This window comes from Paraoerskovia marina DSM 21750 (assembly GCF_000701465.1).
In the GTDB taxonomy this organism is placed as follows: domain Bacteria; phylum Actinomycetota; class Actinomycetes; order Actinomycetales; family Cellulomonadaceae; genus Paraoerskovia; species Paraoerskovia marina.
This window is the reverse complement of record NZ_JNIY01000003.1, coordinates 551,682-569,965: the sequence shown is the minus strand read 5'-3', so window position 1 is coordinate 569,965 and position 18,284 is coordinate 551,682. Positions and strand designations below refer to the sequence as shown.

At 70.7% G+C, this 18,284-nt stretch carries 16 protein-coding genes; 7 read left to right on the top strand and 9 right to left on the bottom strand.

Features of this window, described 5'->3' with window-relative positions; translation table 11 throughout:
- Positions 1–134 precede the first annotated feature (134 nt).
- From Q343_RS0102745 to Q343_RS0102720, 6 genes are all read right to left on the bottom strand, one after another.
- Positions 135–1,586: an L-fucose/L-arabinose isomerase family protein gene (locus tag Q343_RS0102745; RefSeq protein WP_029252060.1), complete on the bottom strand. Its 1,452-nt coding sequence runs from the start codon at positions 1,584–1,586 to the stop codon at positions 135–137.
- Between the two features lie 37 nt (positions 1,587–1,623).
- Positions 1,624–2,688 (bottom strand): rhamnose ABC transporter substrate-binding protein, encoded by a 1,065-nt coding sequence (gene rhaS, locus Q343_RS0102740; protein ID WP_029252059.1) that lies wholly within the window; start codon positions 2,686–2,688, stop codon positions 1,624–1,626.
- 50 nt (positions 2,689–2,738) lie between these two features.
- The gene (locus tag Q343_RS0102735) at positions 2,739–3,773 is read right to left on the bottom strand and encodes an ABC transporter permease (RefSeq protein WP_029252058.1); all 1,035 of its coding nucleotides are present in this window, start codon (positions 3,771–3,773) and stop codon (positions 2,739–2,741) included.
- Positions 3,770–4,807: an ABC transporter permease gene (locus tag Q343_RS0102730; protein ID WP_029252057.1), complete on the bottom strand. Its 1,038-nt coding sequence runs from the start codon at positions 4,805–4,807 to the stop codon at positions 3,770–3,772. The genes Q343_RS0102735 and Q343_RS0102730 overlap by 4 nt, the downstream gene beginning before the upstream one ends.
- Positions 4,804–6,333, bottom strand: coding sequence for a sugar ABC transporter ATP-binding protein (locus Q343_RS0102725; protein ID WP_029252056.1), 1,530 nt, complete (start codon positions 6,331–6,333; stop codon positions 4,804–4,806). The genes Q343_RS0102730 and Q343_RS0102725 overlap by 4 nt, the downstream gene beginning before the upstream one ends.
- Positions 6,334–6,439: 106 nt before the next feature.
- A complete protein-coding gene (locus Q343_RS0102720; RefSeq protein WP_029252055.1) occupies positions 6,440–6,799 on the bottom strand; it encodes an L-rhamnose mutarotase in 360 nt (119 codons plus the stop codon).
- 129 nt (positions 6,800–6,928) lie between these two features.
- Between Q343_RS0102720 and Q343_RS0102715 the strand changes: the two genes are divergently transcribed.
- Positions 6,929–7,957: a LacI family DNA-binding transcriptional regulator gene (locus Q343_RS0102715; protein ID WP_029252054.1), complete on the top strand. Its 1,029-nt coding sequence runs from the start codon at positions 6,929–6,931 to the stop codon at positions 7,955–7,957.
- An 18-nt stretch (positions 7,958–7,975) separates the two neighbouring features.
- Here Q343_RS0102715 and Q343_RS0102710 read toward each other — a convergent pair whose 3' ends face one another.
- Positions 7,976–8,665, bottom strand: a complete 690-nt coding sequence (locus Q343_RS0102710) for a FadR/GntR family transcriptional regulator (protein WP_043109170.1) — start codon at positions 8,663–8,665, stop codon at positions 7,976–7,978.
- Positions 8,666–8,753: 88 nt separating this feature from the next.
- Here Q343_RS0102710 and Q343_RS0102705 point away from each other — a divergent pair, with 88 nt between their 5' ends.
- From Q343_RS0102705 to Q343_RS0102695, 3 genes are read left to right on the top strand one after another with little or no spacing between them, the layout of a single operon-like run.
- Complete coding sequence (locus tag Q343_RS0102705) at positions 8,754–9,560, top strand: (Fe-S)-binding protein (protein ID WP_029252052.1); 807 nt, start codon at positions 8,754–8,756, stop codon at positions 9,558–9,560.
- Entirely contained in the window at positions 9,557–11,116 is a 1,560-nt protein-coding gene (locus tag Q343_RS0102700) for a lactate utilization protein B (RefSeq protein ID WP_081829571.1), read from the top strand. Before Q343_RS0102705 ends, Q343_RS0102700 begins: the two co-directional genes overlap by 4 nt.
- The gene (locus Q343_RS0102695) at positions 11,113–11,748 is read left to right on the top strand and encodes a LutC/YkgG family protein (protein ID WP_029252050.1); all 636 of its coding nucleotides are present in this window, start codon (positions 11,113–11,115) and stop codon (positions 11,746–11,748) included. Before Q343_RS0102700 ends, Q343_RS0102695 begins: the two co-directional genes overlap by 4 nt.
- On the opposite strand, the gene Q343_RS0102690 is transcribed toward Q343_RS0102695, so the two are convergent.
- Entirely contained in the window at positions 11,745–12,398 is a 654-nt protein-coding gene (locus Q343_RS0102690) for a Poxvirus protein I5 (protein ID WP_155990607.1), read from the bottom strand. The two genes, Q343_RS0102695 and Q343_RS0102690, sit on opposite strands and share 4 nt — an antisense overlap.
- Before the next feature lie 132 nt (positions 12,399–12,530).
- On the opposite strand from Q343_RS0102690, the gene Q343_RS0102685 reads away from it, so the two are divergent.
- The 3 genes from Q343_RS0102685 (at position 12,531) to Q343_RS0102675 (ending at position 15,188) form a co-directional block, all read left to right on the top strand.
- The gene (locus Q343_RS0102685) at positions 12,531–13,304 is read left to right on the top strand and encodes an ABC transporter ATP-binding protein (RefSeq protein WP_029252048.1); all 774 of its coding nucleotides are present in this window, start codon (positions 12,531–12,533) and stop codon (positions 13,302–13,304) included.
- 8 nt (positions 13,305–13,312) lie between these two features.
- Complete coding sequence (locus Q343_RS0102680; RefSeq protein ID WP_248616723.1) at positions 13,313–14,113, top strand: uridine kinase family protein; 801 nt, start codon at positions 13,313–13,315, stop codon at positions 14,111–14,113.
- A gap of 190 nt (positions 14,114–14,303) precedes the next feature.
- Positions 14,304–15,188: a DUF559 domain-containing protein gene (locus Q343_RS0102675; RefSeq protein ID WP_052366800.1), complete on the top strand. Its 885-nt coding sequence runs from the start codon at positions 14,304–14,306 to the stop codon at positions 15,186–15,188.
- Positions 15,189–15,577: 389 nt separating this feature from the next.
- Here the strand turns inward: Q343_RS0102675 and Q343_RS0102670 are convergent, their stop codons facing one another.
- Positions 15,578–18,145, bottom strand: a complete 2,568-nt coding sequence (locus Q343_RS0102670; protein WP_029252045.1) for an ATP-dependent Clp protease ATP-binding subunit — start codon at positions 18,143–18,145, stop codon at positions 15,578–15,580.
- Positions 18,146–18,284 lie beyond the last annotated feature (139 nt).

The following is an 18,284-nucleotide window of genomic DNA, read 5'->3' as shown; positions in this document are numbered from 1 at the left end:
TCCCTCGTACGCGCCGTCGGCGGTGCCGCGCGTCGTTCGTCGTCTGATTGCTTTCGGTCGTTGCTGCTGGCGGGGAGGCCGACGTCGCTGGCGACGTCCTGCCGGTCCGGAACACCTGGGACACCACCTCGGCGCTAGGCCGTCACGAGTCGGAACGGGATCCCGAGGAGGCTCGCTGCAGCCCGAAGGTCCGCGGCTCGATGGCCTGTCGCGAGAGCCCAGTGGTGGTCGACACCGCTGGCGCTCCACGCGTCCACCCAGTCGCCGGGGTGGCAGCCGAAGCTCACCCGCGACGTCGTGTTCCCGATCTGCAGGAGCGGGCCAGGGACGACGGTTCCCTCAGAGGCGACGAACACGAACGAGCCGTCCCGCTCCTGCCCGACGCCGAACGTCGTGACCGGCCCGGACTCCACGTCGAACTCGACGCTCACACCCCAGCCGCGCTTGCCGTGGTAGACCCCGAGCCCGCGCAGAAGCGGCTTGTTCTCGCTGATCTGGAGGTGCGCCGGGCCGTCGTGCCCCATCTCGACCACGTCGTCGTCGAAGTTCAACGCCTGGATCTCGGTGAAGGAGCCGCCTGCGCCGAGCGTGTCCGCGATCAGCATCGCGAGGCTGTTGCGCAGCTCGTACTCCCCTGCGCACGGGACTCCTCGCGCGGTCAGGAGCGACGCACCGAGAATCATCCCGGCGCCCAGGCGCTCGTGGATCTCGCCGTCGAGCCCCCGGTGGTAGTACGCCAGGCTGTCCAGGTCGAAGTCCTCGACGAGCCGGTCGAGCCCGACCGAGACCTGAGCGCCCCAGGCGAGGTCGACCGGGTCGACGGAGTCGTCGAGGTCGAACACCTGCCTCGCCAGGGCGACCCGGTCCGCGATCTCCGGCTCGGTCACCGCCGCCACGCGGGTCCGGAGATCGTCGAACTCGAGGACCTCCACGTGTGAGCCGAACTGGCTCGAGACCAGCGTGAGATCGGTCGAGACGTCCAGCATGCCCGGGTACAGGTGGCCCATCAGACCGTGTCGCGCTCGGCGCATCCGACCACGGACCTTCGCAGCCGCGACCCAGCGATCGATCCGCTCCCACGCGTGCGGGTCCTTCAGGTGACCCGAGACCGAGCGGAACTCGATCCCGGCGCGCCGGAAGACGTTGCCGAGCTCGGGCACCGAGCACTGCCCGCAGTATGCGAGCCACTCCGCGGTGCCGGTCTCTGCGTGGTTCATCGACGTCGTGGGCTGCAGGTCGATCACGAGCACGGGCGCGCCCGTCCGCTGGGCGATCGGCAGCACCATCGACGCCGTGAGGTAGGTCGTCAGGAAGATGACGACGAGGTCCGGATCCGCCACACGCAGCTTTTCCGCAGCGACGGCGCCCTCGCCCGCGTCAGAGATGAATCCCCCGTCGACGACCTCGGCGTCCATCTGCTCGAACCGTGAGCGCACGTAGCCCACCGACTCCTCGAGCTGCGGCCGTAGCCCCGGGAACTGGGGCCAGTAGGCCCCCAGCCCTCCGGCGACCAGGCCGATCCGCGACTGCCGCACCGCACGACGCGTCAGGAGACCGTCGACATCTGCCGTGTTGCTGGCGTTCATGGGTTTCCCTCCTTCGGGTGACGGATCCGGGACCGGACTAGAAGTCGTAGTCGTCGATGTTGTCCGCGTCGAACGTCGTCGGAGGTCCGACGATCACGACGCCGCCCTCTCCGACCTCGCGGTCACCCAGGTCACCGGCGGCGAACGTGTCACCCTCGGCGCCCGTGATCTCGCCGTCGGCGAGCGCCTTGCCGGCGAACGCGGCGACGTAGCCGAGCTGCGCCGGGTCCCAGAGGGCGAACGCCTCGACGGTCCCGTCCTTGACGAACGGTCGCATCTCGTTCGGGAGCCCGAGTCCGGTCAGCGCGACCTCGCCCTTGTACTCCGACGTCGAGAGGTACCGTGCGGTGGCGGCGATGCCGACGGTCGTGGGCGAGACGATTCCCTTGAGGTCGGGGTACGCCTGCATCAGGCCCTGGGCCTCCTGGAACGACTTCGCGTCGTCGTCGTCGCCGTAGACCTTCGCGACGAGCTCGATGTCCGCGTAGTCGGGGTTCGTGGCGAGCTCTTCCTCCATGAACTCGATCCACTCGTTCTGGTTGGTCGCGTTCGCGGTGGCGGAGAGGATCGCGATCTCGCCGGATCCGCCGATCTGCTCGGCAATGAGCTCGACCTGGATCAGCGCGACGTCCTTGGCGACGACCTGGCTGATGAAGACGTCGCGGCAGTCCGGGTTCGTGTCGGAGTCGAACGCGACGATCTTCGCGCCGGCGTCACGCGCCTCTCCGAGCGCGGGGCAGACGGCGTCAGGGTCGTTGGCGGCGATGACGAGCACGTCGGTGCCCGCCTGCGTCTCGGCGTTGATGAAGGTCACCTGGCTCGAGGCGCTGGCCTCGAGAGGTCCGACGACCTCGCTCGCGCCGAAGCCGGCCGCGTCGGCCCCGTCCTCGCCGCCGCCGAGGACGACGTCGGTGTAGGGGTTGTTGAGCTGCTTGGGGATGAACGTGATCGCCTGATCGCCGTCGGAGCTGCCGTCGTCGGCGGCGCCGTCGTCCGACGCGCAGGCGCTCAGGACCAGTGCGGTCGACGCGACGAGTGCGACGGCCGCGGCAGACTTGCGGCCGACACGTCGGGGCTGGCGGGGGTGAAGATTGGGCAACATCGTTGTTTGTCCTCTCGTTGGTGGAGCTCAGGTGGTGCGGGGGTCGTGCATCAGGACGAGGTCGGGCTCACGCGTGCGCGCAGGCGTCGGCCGCGCCATCGGGTCGCGACTCCTTCGGCGATCCGCGGACCGACGACGGAGATGATCAGCAGGGCACCGGTCACGATGATCAGGACGACGTCGGAGACCCGCTCGAGGCGTAGTCCGTAGTTCACCGTGCCGATCAGGAGGACCGCGGAGACGACGCCGAGGATGGTTCCACGGCCGCCGAAGATCGAGACTCCGCCGAGCAGGACGGCGGCGACCACGGCGAGCTCGAGCCCGGAGGCGTTGTCCGACCGTGCGCTCGAGTACCGCAGCGTCCAGAAGATCCCGGCCAGGGCAGAGACCACGCCCGTGCCGACGAACAGCCAGAACTTCGTCCGGTCCACCTTGACCCCGACGAACTTGGCCGCCTCCGTGCTGAAGCCGAGTGCGAAGAGACCCCGGCCGAACGGCGTCATGTGAAGGACGACGGCGTAGGCCAACACGATCAGCAGGGCACCGATCATCACCACGGGAATGCCCGTCGCACCGATCTTCGACGTGACGAACGAGGTGGCCTCGACCGGGAAGTCCGCCACCGCGTCGTCGCCGATGGTGACGAGGGCCAGCCCTCGGTAGAGCGCGAGCGTCCCGATGGTGACGGCGAGCGACGGAAGCCCGAGGCCCGCGACGAGCAGACCGTTGAGGGCGCCGCAGAGCAGGCCGGCGATCAGGCCGAGGACGACGATCGTGACCATCGACTGCCCGCTCTGCCACAGAACGCCCATGAGCGCGCTCGTCAGCCCGGCGGTGCTCGCGACCGAGAGGTCGATCTCACCGGCGATGATGACCAGAGTCATGGGCATCGCGATCAGCAGCACCGGGATCACGTCGATCAGGAGGAAGCCGACGGTCAGCGGCGACGCGAAGCGCGGGAGCATCGCCGACGCCGTGATGATCGTCGCGATCAGGATCGCTACCATCACCGCGTCGCGGCTCAGCAGCGCGTTCTGCCACCGTGGCCGTGCGGCCTTCTTCTCTGGGGAAACGATGGTGCTCATCGCTGCGCCTCCGCTCGTAGCTTCCGTTCGTTCCGCATCGCGACGAGACGGTCGATGATGATGGCGGCGAGGATCAGGACTCCGACGATCGCCTGCTGCCAGAACTTGTCGACCCGCACGGCCGTCAAGGCGCTGGTGATCGTGGTGAGGAGCACGGCGCCGAACGCGGCGCCCACCACCGACCCGCTGCCGCCGAAGATCGCGACGCCGCCGACGACCGCTGCGGCGACGATGTCCAGCTCGATGCCCGTCCCCGTCGTCGCGCCCACCGAGTTGAAGCGCGACGCGTACAGCACCCCGGCGAGACCGGCCAGCATCCCGTTCACGACGAACGCCGACAGCACACGCTGGGTGGTCGGGATCCCGAAGAGCTTCGCGGCGTCGGGATCGGAGCCGATGGCATAGAGGTCACGTCCTGGGCGGGTCCGCGCCATGACCAGGCCGGCGACGAGAACCACCGCGACCGCGATCAGGGTGATGATCGGTATGCCGAGGACCGTCTGCACACTGAGGTTTCCGAAGGCCTGGGGCCTGTCGTCCGCGAAGTACTGCGTCCCGCCCGCCCAGGCGTTATTCAGCCCGCGGAAGATGTAGAGCGTCCCCAGGGTGATCACGAGAGCCGGGACGCCCGCCAACGTGACAAGGAGTCCGTTGAACATCCCGAGCGCTCCTCCGAGCAGGATTCCCGCGACGAGGACGACGGCGATCGGCAGGTCAGGGTTGCCGGAGAAGAGCGTGCCGGTCAGGAACGCCGTCAGGCCGACGATCGAGCCGATCGACAGGTCGACGTTCCGCGTGATGATCACCATCGCCTGACCGACCGCGAGGATCACCACGATCGTCGAGTTCAGCATCAGGTCCTTCACGCCCTGCGGCGAGAGGAAGAGAGGGTTGACGGCATACGTGACGACGATCAGGACGACGAGAGCGGCGAGCACGGGCAGCTCTCGCATGTGCCGCAGCGACTCGAAGGCGCGTGCGGCCCAGGTGGAGTCCTGCTCGGTCGGCTCCGCGGTCGCGGTCAGGTTGCTCATGCCGGGACCTCCTCTCGTGCTGCCGTCGCGGCGCGCATGACGGCCTCGGGGACGGCGTCGGAACGATCGATGACCTCGGACACTCGTCCCTCCCGCATCACGACGACGCGGTCGGCCATGCCGAGGACCTCGGGCAGCTCGGACGAGATCATCAGGATGGCGATCCCCCGGCCGGCGAGGTCGGAGATCAGGCGGTGGACCTCGGACTTGGTGCCGACGTCGATCCCGCGGGTCGGCTCGTCGATGATCAGCAGGGACGGCTCGGTGGCGAGCCACTTCGCGAGCACGACCTTCTGCTGGTTGCCCCCGGAGAGCGTCGATACCGGTGCGGACTGCGAGCTCGTCTTGACCTGCAGCCTGTCCGTCCACTCCTCGGCGACCTCGCGTTCGTGGCTCGCGCTGATCAGACCCATCCGAGCGAGCTCGCGCCGGACGGCGAGGGTGGCGTTGCGCGCCACGGAAAGATCCATGACGAGCCCCTGCTTGCGACGGTCCTCGGGCACGAAGGCGATGCCCGCGTCGATGGAGGCCTGCGGGTCGTGCGGCGGGATCGGTGTGCCGTTCAGCGTCACCGACCCGTCGTCGTACCGGTCGATGCCGAAGACGGCGCGGGCCACTTCGGTACGCCCGGCGCCGACCAGTCCGGCGAGCCCGACGATCTCGCCCGAGCGCACGACGAGGTTGATGTCGGAGAAGATGCCGCGGCGAGTGAGACCTGTGACCTCGAGCACCGGCTCCCCGATCGGGGCGGGCTCCTTGGGGAAGAGCTGGTCGACCGACCGGCCCACCATCTCGCGGACGACCTCGGCCTCCGTGGTCTCGGCAGTCTGGTGCGTGCTGACGTAGGCGCCGTCACGCATGACGGTGATCCGGTCCGTCAGGGCGAAGATCTCCTCGAACCGGTGAGAGATGAAGAGGATCCCGACGCCCTGGTCCCGCAGCCGTCGCGCAACGGTGAACAACCTGTCGACCTCGGCACCGCTCAGCGCCGCCGTCGGCTCGTCCATCACGAGGACGCGGGCGTCCATCGAGATCGCCTTGGCGATCTCGATGAGCTGCTGGTCTGCGATCGACAGCCCGTCGGCGATGCGGTGGGGGTCGAGGTCGACGCCGAGCTCGGCGAACAGCGCGGCAGCGTCCCGGCGCATGCGCCGGCGGTCGATCAGGCGCAGGCGGTTGACCGGCTGCCGCCCGATGAAGATGTTCTCGGCGACCGTGAGGTCGGGAAAGAGCGTGGGCTCCTGGTAGATCACCGAGATCCCGGCCGCCTTGCTGTCGCCGACGTTCCGGAAGCTCGCGTCCTCACCCGCCACCTGGAACGTCGCGACGTCAGGGCGATGCACACCGGCCAGAATCTTGACCATCGTGGACTTCCCCGCGCCGTTCTCACCGATCAGCGCATGGATCTCGCCCTCACGCAGTTCGATCGTGCCGTCGCTGACCGCGACGACGGCCCCGAAGGACTTCACAGCGTTCCGCAGTTCCAGCACGACCGGCGCCGGTGCGGCCTCGTGATTACTCGTCATCGAGCAACCCTCCCTTCATCGCGAGGTTATGAATCGTTTCATTGCCGTTACCGTAGAACTCATCCGGCGACCGGTCAACAGCAGACCGTCTCGGAAATGTAACGATTCAAAGTCCCCGCTCGCGCCGCCCCGGAATCTCCGCGAGCTGCCCCTCGAGGTGGAACACCTCGTCGAGCACCCGGAACGACTCGTCCGGCCGCCCTGCGGACGAGTCAAAGTACTCCTGCATCGCGGACTGCCACCGCGCGTTGACGTCGCGAGCAGACATCTCACGCTGTGCCCGCTCGAAGTCGTCGGCCTCCAGCACTCCGACGAGCAGGCCGTCCGCCCCGAGAAAGAGCCGATAGTCGCGCCACCCCGACTCGGCCAGCGCCTCGAGCATCTCGGGCCAGACCGCGGCGTGCGCAGCCCGGTACTCCTCGAGCATCTCCTGCTTCACCTGCGACACGAAGCACACGTGTGCCATGACGACCTCCCGTTGTGAATCGGTTCATATAGTGTGGCCGAACGTAACACCCGGCCTGAGGCCCGCCACACCCCTAGGGTGGCAGCGGGCACCGTCGACCGAGCGCGAACGAGGACCACAAGGAGCGTCATGACCACCACCGCGCCGCAACGCCGCGCCTCCATCAGCGACGTCGCCCGGACCGCCGGCGTCTCGGTCGGCACCGTGTCCAACGTGCTGAACCGGCCGGACCGCGTCTCTCCTGCGACGCGCGACCGCGTCCTCGCCGCGATCGACAAGCTCTCGTTCGTCCCGAACGGCTCGGCGCGCCAGCTCCGCGCCGGCACCATCACGACCGCGGGGGCGATCGTGCTCGACGTCGCGAACCCCTTCTTCACGGACGTCGCCCGCGGCATCGAGGACCGGCTGAGCCAGGACGACTTCACCGTCATGCTCGCGAGCTCCGACGAGGACCCGGACCGCGAGGCACGCTATCTGCGACTCTTCGAGGAGCACGGCGTGCAGGGCATCATGGTCGTCCCCGCGACCTCCGACATCGACCACCTCCTCGCCGTGCGGCGGCGCGGGGTCGCCGTCGTGCTGCTCGACCGCCCCTCCCCCGTGTCCGGGCTGTCGTCGGTGGCCGTCGACGACGTCGCCGGCGGAGAGATGGCCGTCCGGCACCTGCTGACGCTGGGTCACGAGCGCATCGCGTTCCTCAACGGCCCGCACTTCATCCGGCAGTGCGCCGACCGGTGGACCGGTGCTCGCCGCGCCGTGGCCGACGCCGGCCTCGACCCGGACGAGGTGCTCGTCGACGTCACCATCTCTTCGCACAACGCGGACGGCGGCGAGGCAGGGATGCGCGAGATCCTGCAGATGCCTGACGTTCCCACGGCGACCTTCTGCATCAACGACCTGGCGGCGCTCGGCGCCCTGCGCGTCCTGCGGCGCGAGGGGATCTCGGTGCCGCACGGGATGGCCGTCGTCGGGTACGACGACGTCGACTTTGCGGCAGAGCTCTCCACGCCGCTCACCTCCGTGCGCCAGCCGACGCACCAGCTCGGCTTCCGCGCAGCAGACCTCCTGCTGGCCGACCCGGCCAGCGCCGCGGAGCAGATCACGTTCCAGCCCGAGCTGGTCGTGCGCGCCTCGAGCACGGGCGTCGCCCAGGCCTGACCCGGGCAGGACGTCTCGCTACCTCGTGACGCCGAGGCCGGCCTCGCGCGAGTACCCCTCGATGTGCGCGCGGACCAGACGGGCAGCCCGGTCGCCGTCGCCGCGCACGGCGGCGTCGAGGATCTCCCGATGCTCGTGCTGGAGGCGGGCGGCCGTGCCGGGCCAGTCGGGAAGTCTCGCCGCCGCGGCGGCCACGTATGCCTCGATCGCTCCGCGCAGGCCGGACATGATCGCCTCGACGAGGCCGTTGCCCGCGAGCCGCACCAGCTCGAGGTGGAAGGCGGCGTCGAGCGCGTGGAAGGCGTTCGGGTCGGACTCGGTCTCCATCGCCGCGACGATCTCCGCCGCGGCCGAGAACTCGTCGGGACCCGCGTCGATCTCGGCGAGGGCCCACGTCTCCAGCAGCACGCGGGTCGCGACGACGTCTGCGACCGGGAGCGTGCCGGAGGCGAGATGCAGACGAACCGCCGCTCCGAGCCCCGCGGCCGGACGGTCGACGACGGTCGCGCCGGCGCTCGGCCCCGAGCCGACGGCGGTGCGGACGATCCCCATGGCCTCGAGGATCCGCATCGCCTCACGGACCGATGCGCGCGAGACCTCGAGCTCCTCGGCGAGCGCCCGCTCGGCCGGGAGTCGTTCGCCGAGTCCCCACCGCCCCGCGGCAAGGTCGGCCTCGACCTGGGCTAGGACCTTCTCGTGGGCGCGCACAGGCACAGCGTAGGTGCGACAGTGAGGTCTGACCACATCAGGTAGAGTCTGTGGTCAGACCACACGACCGGACTCAACGAGGAGCCGCATGCGCATCGCCCTGTTCGCGACCTGCGTCGCCGACGCCATGTTCCCCGGCGCACCCCGCGCCACCGTCCGACTCCTCGAGAGGCTCGGCCACACCGTCGTCTTCCCCGAGAGCCAGGCGTGCTGCGGGCAGATGCACGTCAACACCGGCTACATGGACGAGGCGCTCCCCGTCGTCCGCAACCACGTCCAGACGTTCGACCCGGTGCTGACCGGGGCCTGGGACGCCGTCGTCGTCCCGTCGGGCTCGTGCACCGGCTCGATCCGGCACCAGCAGGCGATGGTGGCCCGCCGTGCGGGGGACGAGGACCTGGCGACGCGCGCCGAGGCCGTCTCTGCCCGGACCTACGAGCTCTCCGAGCTCCTCGTCGACGTCCTCGGCGTCACCGACGTCGGCGCGTACTTTCCCCACCGCGTCACCTACCACCCGACCTGTCACTCGTTGCGGATGCTGCGCGTCGGTGACCGGCCCGAGGCGCTGCTCCGCGCCGTCGAGGGGATCGACCTCGTCGACCTCCCGCAGGCGGACGGCTGCTGCGGGTTCGGGGGGACGTTCGCACTGAAGAACGCCCCGACGTCGTCCGCGATGCTCGACGACAAGTGCGACGCCGTCGACTCGACCGCCGCCGACGTCCTCGTGGCCGGCGACCGCTCGTGCCTCCTGCACATCGGCGGCGGGCTGTCCCGACGAGGCTCGGCCACGACGACGCTGCACCTCGCGGAGGTGCTCGCCTCGACGCGCGAACACCCGACCCCCCTGTCGGACGCCCCCCGGACCCGCACCCGCCCGGTCGGGGGTTCGCGATGAGCACGTTCCTCGGACTCCCCCGCCACCGGTCCAGCACGCCCGAGGAGGGGCCGCTCGGCCCGGTCCCGCACGCCGACGACCCCCTGCGCTGGGGCGACCCCTTCCCCGTCGCCGCCCGGCGCGCGCTCGACGACGCGCAGATGCGCCGCAACCTGGGCCACGCGACGTCGACCATCCGGGACAAGCGCGCGAGCGTCGTCGGCGAGGTCCCCGACTGGGAGGCCCTGCGCGACACCGGGTCGGCCGTCAAGGGCGACGTGATGGCCCGGCTGCCGGAGCTGCTCGCCCAGCTCGAGGAGAACGTCACCGCCCGCGGCGGCACCGTCCACTGGGCCCGGGACGCCGACGAGGCGAACGCGATCGTCACCCGGATCGCCCGCGAGCGGGCCGTCGACGAGATCGTCAAGGTCAAGTCCATGGCCACGCAGGAGATCGGCCTCAACGAGGCGCTCGCCGAGGCGGGGATCGCGGCCGTCGAGACGGACCTCGCCGAGCTGATCGTGCAGCTCTCCGAGGACATGCCCTCGCACATCCTCGTCCCCGCCATCCATCGCAACCGCGAGGAGATCCGCCGGTTGTTCCTGGCCCGCATGGAGGGCGCGCCCGACGACCTCGGCGACGCTCCCCGCGAGCTCGCGGAGGCCGCGCGGGTACATCTGCGACGCAAGTTCCTCTCGGCGCGGATGGCCGTCTCGGGCGCGAACTTCGGGGTCGCCGACTCGGGGACGCTGACCGTCGTCGAGTCCGAGGGCAACGGCCGGATGTGCCTGACGCTGCCCGAGACGCTCGTGACCGTGATGGGGATCGAGAAGGTCGTGCCGACGTTCACGGACCTCGAGGTCTTCGGCCAGCTGCTGCCCCGATCGTCCACGGGCGAGCGGATGAACCCGTACACGTCGCTGTGGACCGGCGTGACGCCGGGCGACGGCCCGCAGGACTTTCACCTGATCCTGCTCGACAACGGGCGCACCCGCGCCCTCGCCGACGACGTGGGCCGCGCGGCGCTGCACTGCATCCGCTGCTCGGCATGCCTGAACGTCTGCCCGGTCTACGAGCGGGTCGGCGGGCACGCCTACGGCTCGGTCTACCCGGGCCCGATCGGCGCGGTGCTGACACCGCTCCTGACCGGCGCCGGGACCGAGGACGCGCCGCACGGCGACGCCAACGCCTCCCTGCCCTACGCCTCGACGCTGTGCGGGGCCTGCTTCGACGCGTGCCCCGTCAAGATCGACATCCCGTCCCTGCTCGTGCACCTGCGGGCCCGCGACGTCGACTCCCGCCGCGAGCGCACGGTGCCGACCGGCTGGGACGGTGCGATGAAGGCCGCGAGCTGGGTGATGTCCGACGGCGCGCGGCTCGGCCGGGCAGAGAAGGGCACCGCGGCGCTGCGCGTGCTGGCAGGCCGCAAGGGGTACGTCGGCACGCTCCCGCCGCCGATGTCGGCGTGGACGGCATCGCGCGACCTTCCCGCGCCACCGCGGCAGAGCTTCCGGGACTGGTGGGCGGACGAGCACGACGGGAACGACGGAGACGGCGCAGCGGAGGAGAACGCATGAGCGACGCACGGACGCAGATCCTCGGGAGGGCCCGCGAGGCGCTGGGGGCCGACGAGCTCGACGTACCCGTCCCCCGCGAGTACCGGGTCACGGGCGACCTCGCGCCGGGGTCCGACGACGTCGTCGACCTGCTCGTCGACCGCCTCGTGGACTACCGCGCGACCGTCCACCACGCGACGACCCCGACCGTCGCCGAGACCGTCGCTGCGTTGATCGCCGACGCGCGGACCGTCGTCGTGCCCACCGGGCTCGACGTCGCCTGGCGGGCCGACTGGGTGCCGGAGGTGCTCGAAGACTCTCGCGAGGAACCCCTCGACGTCGCCACGCTCGACGCGGCGGGCGCCGTCGTGACCGCCGCCCGCGTGGCCTGCGCCGACACCGGGACGATCCTGCTGGACGGAGAGCCCGACCAGGGACGCCGGGCGATCACCCTCGTGCCGGACGTGCACGTCTGCGTGCTGCGGGCCGACCAGGTGGTCCATCTCCTGCCCGAGGCGATCCGGATGCTCGCACCCCACCCTGCACGCCCGATCACCTGGATCTCCGGGCCGAGCGCGACCAGCGACATCGAGCTCAGCCGCGTCGAGGGAGTGCACGGACCCCGGACCCTGCACGTGGTGATCGTCCGCTAGATCCCCCGACGCGCGCGCCGCGCCTCCACCCCGAGGAGCACGACCGCGAGCACGGCACCGACGAGCACGACCAGCGGCCGGTAGGCGTAGACCAGACCGACGCACCCGACGACGGCAAGTGCGACCAGGAGCGAGCCCGACCAGTCCGCGCCGGTACGGTCCCAGGCGAGACGGGAGAGCTCGGCGAAGCGGGGCGACGGTTCGCGCCGCAGGCCCGTCGCGCGCGACCACGCCGCCGCGGAGCGGACCACGACGACGGCGACCCCGAGGGCGAGGACCAGCGTCGCCACCACCACGACGCCCGCGCCCGGCAGGGAGCCCGACCGTGCCATCAGGAGGTTCAGGTTCACGACGACCACCAGAGCCGGCAGCACCAGACCCGCGGGCCACAGCACCCGCAGGCTCCGGCCGAGGTCCCGCCAGTACAGCGCCAGGCGCGTGTCGCGGCCCGTCACGTGCCGGCGGAGGTGTGCGACGCCCGCCGCGAGCGCCGCGGGGAACGTCACCAGCAGGAGGCTGCCGAGGAACGTCAGGAGCGCGACGAGCAGCCACTCGCCGACGAACGACAGACCGGCGCGCCCGGCCCGTTCCTCCTTGGCCGCGGCTGCCTCGCGCGAACGGGACTCGTCGGGTCCGTGGCTGGTGCTCATGCCCGCACGGTACGCGAGCACCGACGTCCGGCGCCGTGCTGCTCACGTCCGCGAGCGACCGGCGACCACCTCTCAGGATTCCTGGGTACCGTTTGACCTACCGCTTGCACCGACCCCGAGGGAAGACGCCGCATGCCCCACCCCCAGACCACGCTCAGCGCCCGCGACCTGTGGGCCGGTGAGTCGTCCGACGTCGTCCGCGGTGTCTCGCTCGACCTCACCCCCGGGCAGTCACCCGTCGGGCTGATCGGGCCGATGGGGTCCGGGAAGTCGAGCCTCCTCTTCGCGATGCTCGGACTCACGAAGCCCCGCGGCGGGACGGTCACGTGGGGCGGATCCACCGTGCACCGCCTGCGCGGGAGCAGGAAGAAGCAGTTCGGCGCCGCGGTCCGCCGCGTCTCCCAGAACGGCATCCCGGTGGCCGACCGGCGCTCCACCGCGTCCCGCGAGCTCACGCGTGCGCTGGCCACGGCGCGGCGGACCGGCCGCTCCAGCTCCGCGACCGTCGAGGACCTCATGGACCTCGTCCTGCTCGGGCCCCAGCACGACTCCCGGCCCATCGCGACGCTCTCCGGCGGCGAGCAGCAACGGCTCGCCCTCGCGCTCGCGCTGGCCACCCGCCCGGAGATCCTCGTGCTCGACGAACCCCTCTCGGCGGTCGACCCGGCGATGCGCGGCGAGATCGCACGTCTGCTCAGCTCCGTGGTCGAGGACGACGGGATCGCCGTGCTCCTCGCGACCCACGACCTCGAGCTCGTCGAGCGTCTCTGCCCCACCGTGCACGTCCTGGCCGACGGGACGTTCGTCGCGTCAGGGTCGATGCGCGACATCCTCGCCGCACCCGAGCACCCGGCCGTGCGAGACCTGGCCGAGGCCGCGCCGCGCGCGGTCCAGCGCTTTCGGTAGGCCGCGCGATGTCGACCACACCGACCGGTCCCGACGAGACGCCCGTCGAGACGCCACGCAAGGTCTCGACAAGCTCGACCAGCGCGCCCGTCGAGCCCGTCGAGACGCCCGTCGAGGCGCCACGCCAGGTCTCGACAAGCTCGACCAGCGCGCCCGTCGAGCCCGTCGAGACGCCCGTCGAGCCCGTCGAGACGCTCTTCGACCTCCCCGAGCACGTCCGCCGTCCTCGTGCACGCGTCGTCCTGATGACGGGCGCCTCCGGGTCGGGCAAGACGTCTCTGACGCGTCGCCTCGGCATCCCCGTCATGGAGCTCGACGAGTTTTACCGGGACCAGGACCATCCGGACATGCCGAAGCGGTTCGGGATCGTCGACTGGGACGACCCGCAGAGCTGGGACGCCGACGCGGCCGTGGCGGCGCTCGTCGAACTGTGCACAACAGGCGAGGCCGACATTCCGATCTACGACATCCCGAGCTCGCGCCGTACCGGGACGACCCGGTTGGACGTCAGCGAGGCGCCGCTCGTGCTCGCAGAGGGGATCTTCGCTGCGCACATCGTCGACCGTCTGCGCTCCGAGGACGTGCTGGCGGATGCGATCTGCCTGGCCCGACCCGCCGTCGTCACCGCCTGGTTCCGCCTCTTGCGGGACCTCGGCGAGCGCCGCAAGCCACCGTTGACGCTGGTGCGCCGCGGCTGGGGCCTGATGCGCGACGAACCGCGTCTCGTGCGCGAGTGGACCGCGCTGGGCTGCCGGCCGTGCACTCCGACGCGGGCCGAGGCTGACCTCCGCGCGCTCCTGTCTGCCTAGCGTCGCCGCTGCCTGCCGAGCGGCACGTTCTGGTCGCTTCAGCGGATCCATCGCGACAACAACGTGCCACTCGGCAGCACTGCGGACCGCGCCGTCCACAGGCCCGGGTCCACGCTGCAAATCGGAGCCCGCCGTCCACAGATCGACTCCATGCCCGTCGGCTGGCGGGGAACCCCGCGACCCTGGTGCGATGGCTCACCCACCGCGCCCGGTCCCGCACGCACTGCGGTTGCATCCCAGAAGTCGACGCGACGCGCTCGACCACGCGACGCCCGGACACCTGCGCGGCCCTGCCTTCACGACGCTGACGCGCGGGATCTACGTCGAGGCCGGCAGTCCGCTCGACCACGGCACGCGGATCCGCGCCGCGCGTGCCGCACTCGGCGAGGACGCGGTCGTCTCCGGGCTCAGCGCGCTCTGGGCACACGGCATCGACCTCGCCGAGGTCTCGTCTCCGGCGCAGATGACCCTGGCGAGACGGGTCCGCCGACGCGCGGAGATCGAGGTCAGCCGGGCGTCGCTCGCGCCGAGGGAGATCGTCCGGACGGCGTTCGGCCGCACGACGTCACCAGCCCGGACGGCCTTCGACGTCGGACGTCTCCTCCCGGTCTCTCGTGCCGTCGCCGCTCTCGACATGTTGGCGCGCGTCGAGCCCGCAGCTGTCTCTGCGACCCGGGCGCTGGCTGCGACCCGTCCCGGCGCGCGAGGAATCCGGATGCTGCGTCAGGCCCTCGACCTCGTCGACCCCGGGTCAGAGTCGCCCCGGGAGTCGCGCCTGCGCGTGCTCCTGGTGCTCGCCGGGCTTCCCCGTCCGCAGACGCAGGTCGCCGTCACCCACCGCGGATCGTTCGTCGCACGTGTCGATCTCGGCTGGCCCGAGCTCCGGGTGGCCGTCGAGTACGACGGGGCGCACCACGACACCCCGGAGCGGATCCGGCGCGACCGCGACCGGCTCAACCGGCTCAGGCTCGCGGGGTGGACCGTGCTCGTCGTCGACCGGCATCAGCTCCGGCACCCCGACCGGGTGGTCGCGATGGTGCGCTCGGCGCTCGCGACGGCCGCACCGCGACCGTGACCGTGACCCGCACCGAGCAGCACGAACCGGCACCGAGCAACGCCCAGCAGCGCCCAGCAGCGCCGAGGGGCACGTTCGGGTCGTCACGACGCTGCCGAGACGACCAGAACGTGCCCCTCGGCAGCAGCAGACGCACGACAGACGCACCGCAGCCGCTCGACACCGGGGAGGCGAAGCGCGGCCGCACCCGGTGGCGGACCGCAGGCCGCTGACGGACGGTGGCCGCACCCCGGTGGCGGACCGCAGCCGCACCCGATGACCGACGGCACCGCGATCTCCCGCGAGCGGCCGACGACTCCGCTCACGGACGACGACGGCCCCGCCCCTCCGTGAGGAGGAACGGGGCCGTCGTCGTGGGCGCCCGAGGGCGCCGGGTCGTGCGGGACCGGTCAGGCGCCGGCTTCCATCTCGCCGGTCGGCGGCAGGTCGCTCGTCGACACGCCCGTGGGGGCATCGAGGGCGGCGGCCGCGCCGACCGAGATCGGGCCGGACTCGTGGTCGGACTTCGGGATGCCGCGGAAGGTGAACTCTCCGAGCAGACCCTCGCCCTCGGCGTCGACGATCACGACCTCGCCGGCCTTGAGCTCCGAGAACAGGATCTTCTCGGACAGCACGTCCTCGATGTCCCGCTGGAGCGCACGACGCAGCGGTCGGGCACCGAGCACCGGGTCATAGCCCTTCTCGGCGAGCAGCGTCTTGGCGGCGGGCGTGAGCTCGATGCCCATGTCCTTGTCCTGCAGACGCTTGTCGAGCTTGGCGACCATCAGGTCGACGATCTCGACGATCTCGGGCTGCGTGAGCTGCGGGAAGACCACCACGTCGTCGACACGGTTGAGGAACTCGGGGCGGAAGTGCTGCTTGAGCTCCTCGTTCACCTTCGACTTCATCCGGTCGTAGGACGTCGAGAGGTCGCCGCCGGCGTTGAAGCCGGTCTGGACGCCCTTGGCGATGTCCCGCGTGCCGAGGTTGGTCGTCATGATGATGACCGTGTTCTTGAAGTCGACGACACGGCCCTGGGAGTCGGTGAGTCGACCGTCCTCGAGGATCTGCAGCAGCGAGTTGAAGATGTCGGCGTGCGCCTTCTCCACCTCGTCGAAGAGGACCACGGAGAACGGACGGCGGCGCACCTTCTCGGTGAGCTGGCCACCCTCGTCGTAGCCGACGTAGCCGGGGGGCGAGCCGAAGAGCCGCGAGACCGTGTGCTTCTCCGAGAACTCGGACATGTCGAGCTGGATGAGAGCGTCCTCGTCGTCGAAGAGGAACTCGGCGAGGGCCTTCGCGAGCTCCGTCTTCCCGACGCCGGTCGGGCCGGCGAAGATGAACGACCCACCCGGACGCTTCGGGTCCTTCAGGCCCGCGCGGGTACGGCGGATCGCCTGCGAGAGCCCCTTGATGGCGGCCTCCTGCCCGACGACGCGCTTGTGCAGCTCGTCCTCCATGTGGAGCAGGCGCGAGGACTCCTCCTCGGTGAGCTTGACGACCGGGATGCCGGTCGACATCGCGAGCACCTCGGCGATGAGCTCTTCGTCGACCTCGGAGATCGTGTCGAGGTCGCCGGCCTTCCAGGCCTTCTCCTTGTCGGCACGCTCCGCGGTCAGCTGCTTCTCGGTGTCGCGGAGGCCCGCGGCACGCTCGAAGTCCTGCTCGTCGATCGCGGACTCCTTGTCACGACGCGCGTCGGCGATGCGGTCGTCGAGCTCCTTGAGCTCCGGCGGCGCCGTCATGCGACGGATGCGCAGACGCGCGCCCGCCTCGTCGACGAGGTCGATCGCCTTGTCGGGCAGGAACCGGTCGTTGATGTACCGGTCGGCGAGCGTCGCGGCGGCCACGAGCGCCGCGTCGGTGATCGAGACACGGTGGTGCGCCTCGTAGCGGTCGCGCAGACCCTTGAGGATCTCAATGGTGTGCGGCAGCGTCGGCTCGTTGACCTGGATCGGCTGGAAGCGGCGCTCGAGCGCGGCGTCCTTCTCGATGTGCTTGCGGTACTCCTCGAGGGTGGTCGCACCGATCGTCTGGAGCTCACCGCGGGCGAGCATCGGCTTGAGGATCGACGCAGCGTCGATCGCGCCCTCGGCGGCCCCTGCTCCGACGAGGGTGTGGATCTCGTCGATGAACAGGATGATGTCGCCGCGGGTGCGGATCTCCTTGAGGACCTTCTTGAGGCGCTCCTCGAAGTCACCGCGGTAGCGGGACCCGGCGACGAGCGAGCCGAGGTCGAGCGTGTAGAGCTGCTTGTCCTTCAGCGTCTCCGGGACGTCGCCGCGGACGATGTCCTGGGCGAGGCCCTCGACGACGGCGGTCTTGCCGACGCCGGGCTCGCCGATGAGGACGGGGTTGTTCTTGGTGCGGCGCGACAGGACCTGCATGACGCGCTCGATCTCGAGCGAGCGACCGACGACGGGGTCGAGCTTCGACTCGCGCGCGGCCTGGGTGAGGTTGCGGCCGAACTGGTCGAGCACCGCGGACCCGGAGGGCTGCCCCTCCTGCGGGCCGCCTGCGGCGACGGCAGGCTCCTTGCCCTGGTAGCCCGAGAGCAGCTGGATGACCTGCTGGCGGACCTTGTTCAGGTCGGCGCCCATCTTGGTCAGCACCTGCGCGGCGACACCCTCGCCCTCACGGATGAGGCCGAGCAGGATGTGCTCGGTGCCGATGTAGTTGTGGCCGAGCTGCAGGGCCTCGCGCAGCGAGAGCTCCAGCACCTTCTTGGCGCGCGGCGTGAACGGGATGTGGCCGCTGGGGGCCTGCTGTCCCTCGCCGATGATCTCGGTGACCTGCGAGCGCACGCCGTCGAGCGAGATGTCGAGGGACTCGAGCGCCTTGGCGGCGACTCCCTCTCCCTCGTGGATCAGGCCGAGCAGAATGTGCTCCGTGCCGATGTAGTTGTGGTTCAGCATCCGCGCCTCTTCTTGGGCGAGGACGACGACCCGACGGGCTCGGTCCGTGAATCTCTCGAACATGGCTGCTCCCTCACGAGCGGCTTACACCTGAGTGCTGATCAGGCCTGACCGCAACGACTGTATAGGGGCACAACGGCCCGCACCCCCTCGGTATGCCGATGTTCGCCAGCGGCATACCGATCCGACGTCGCGGCGGCCG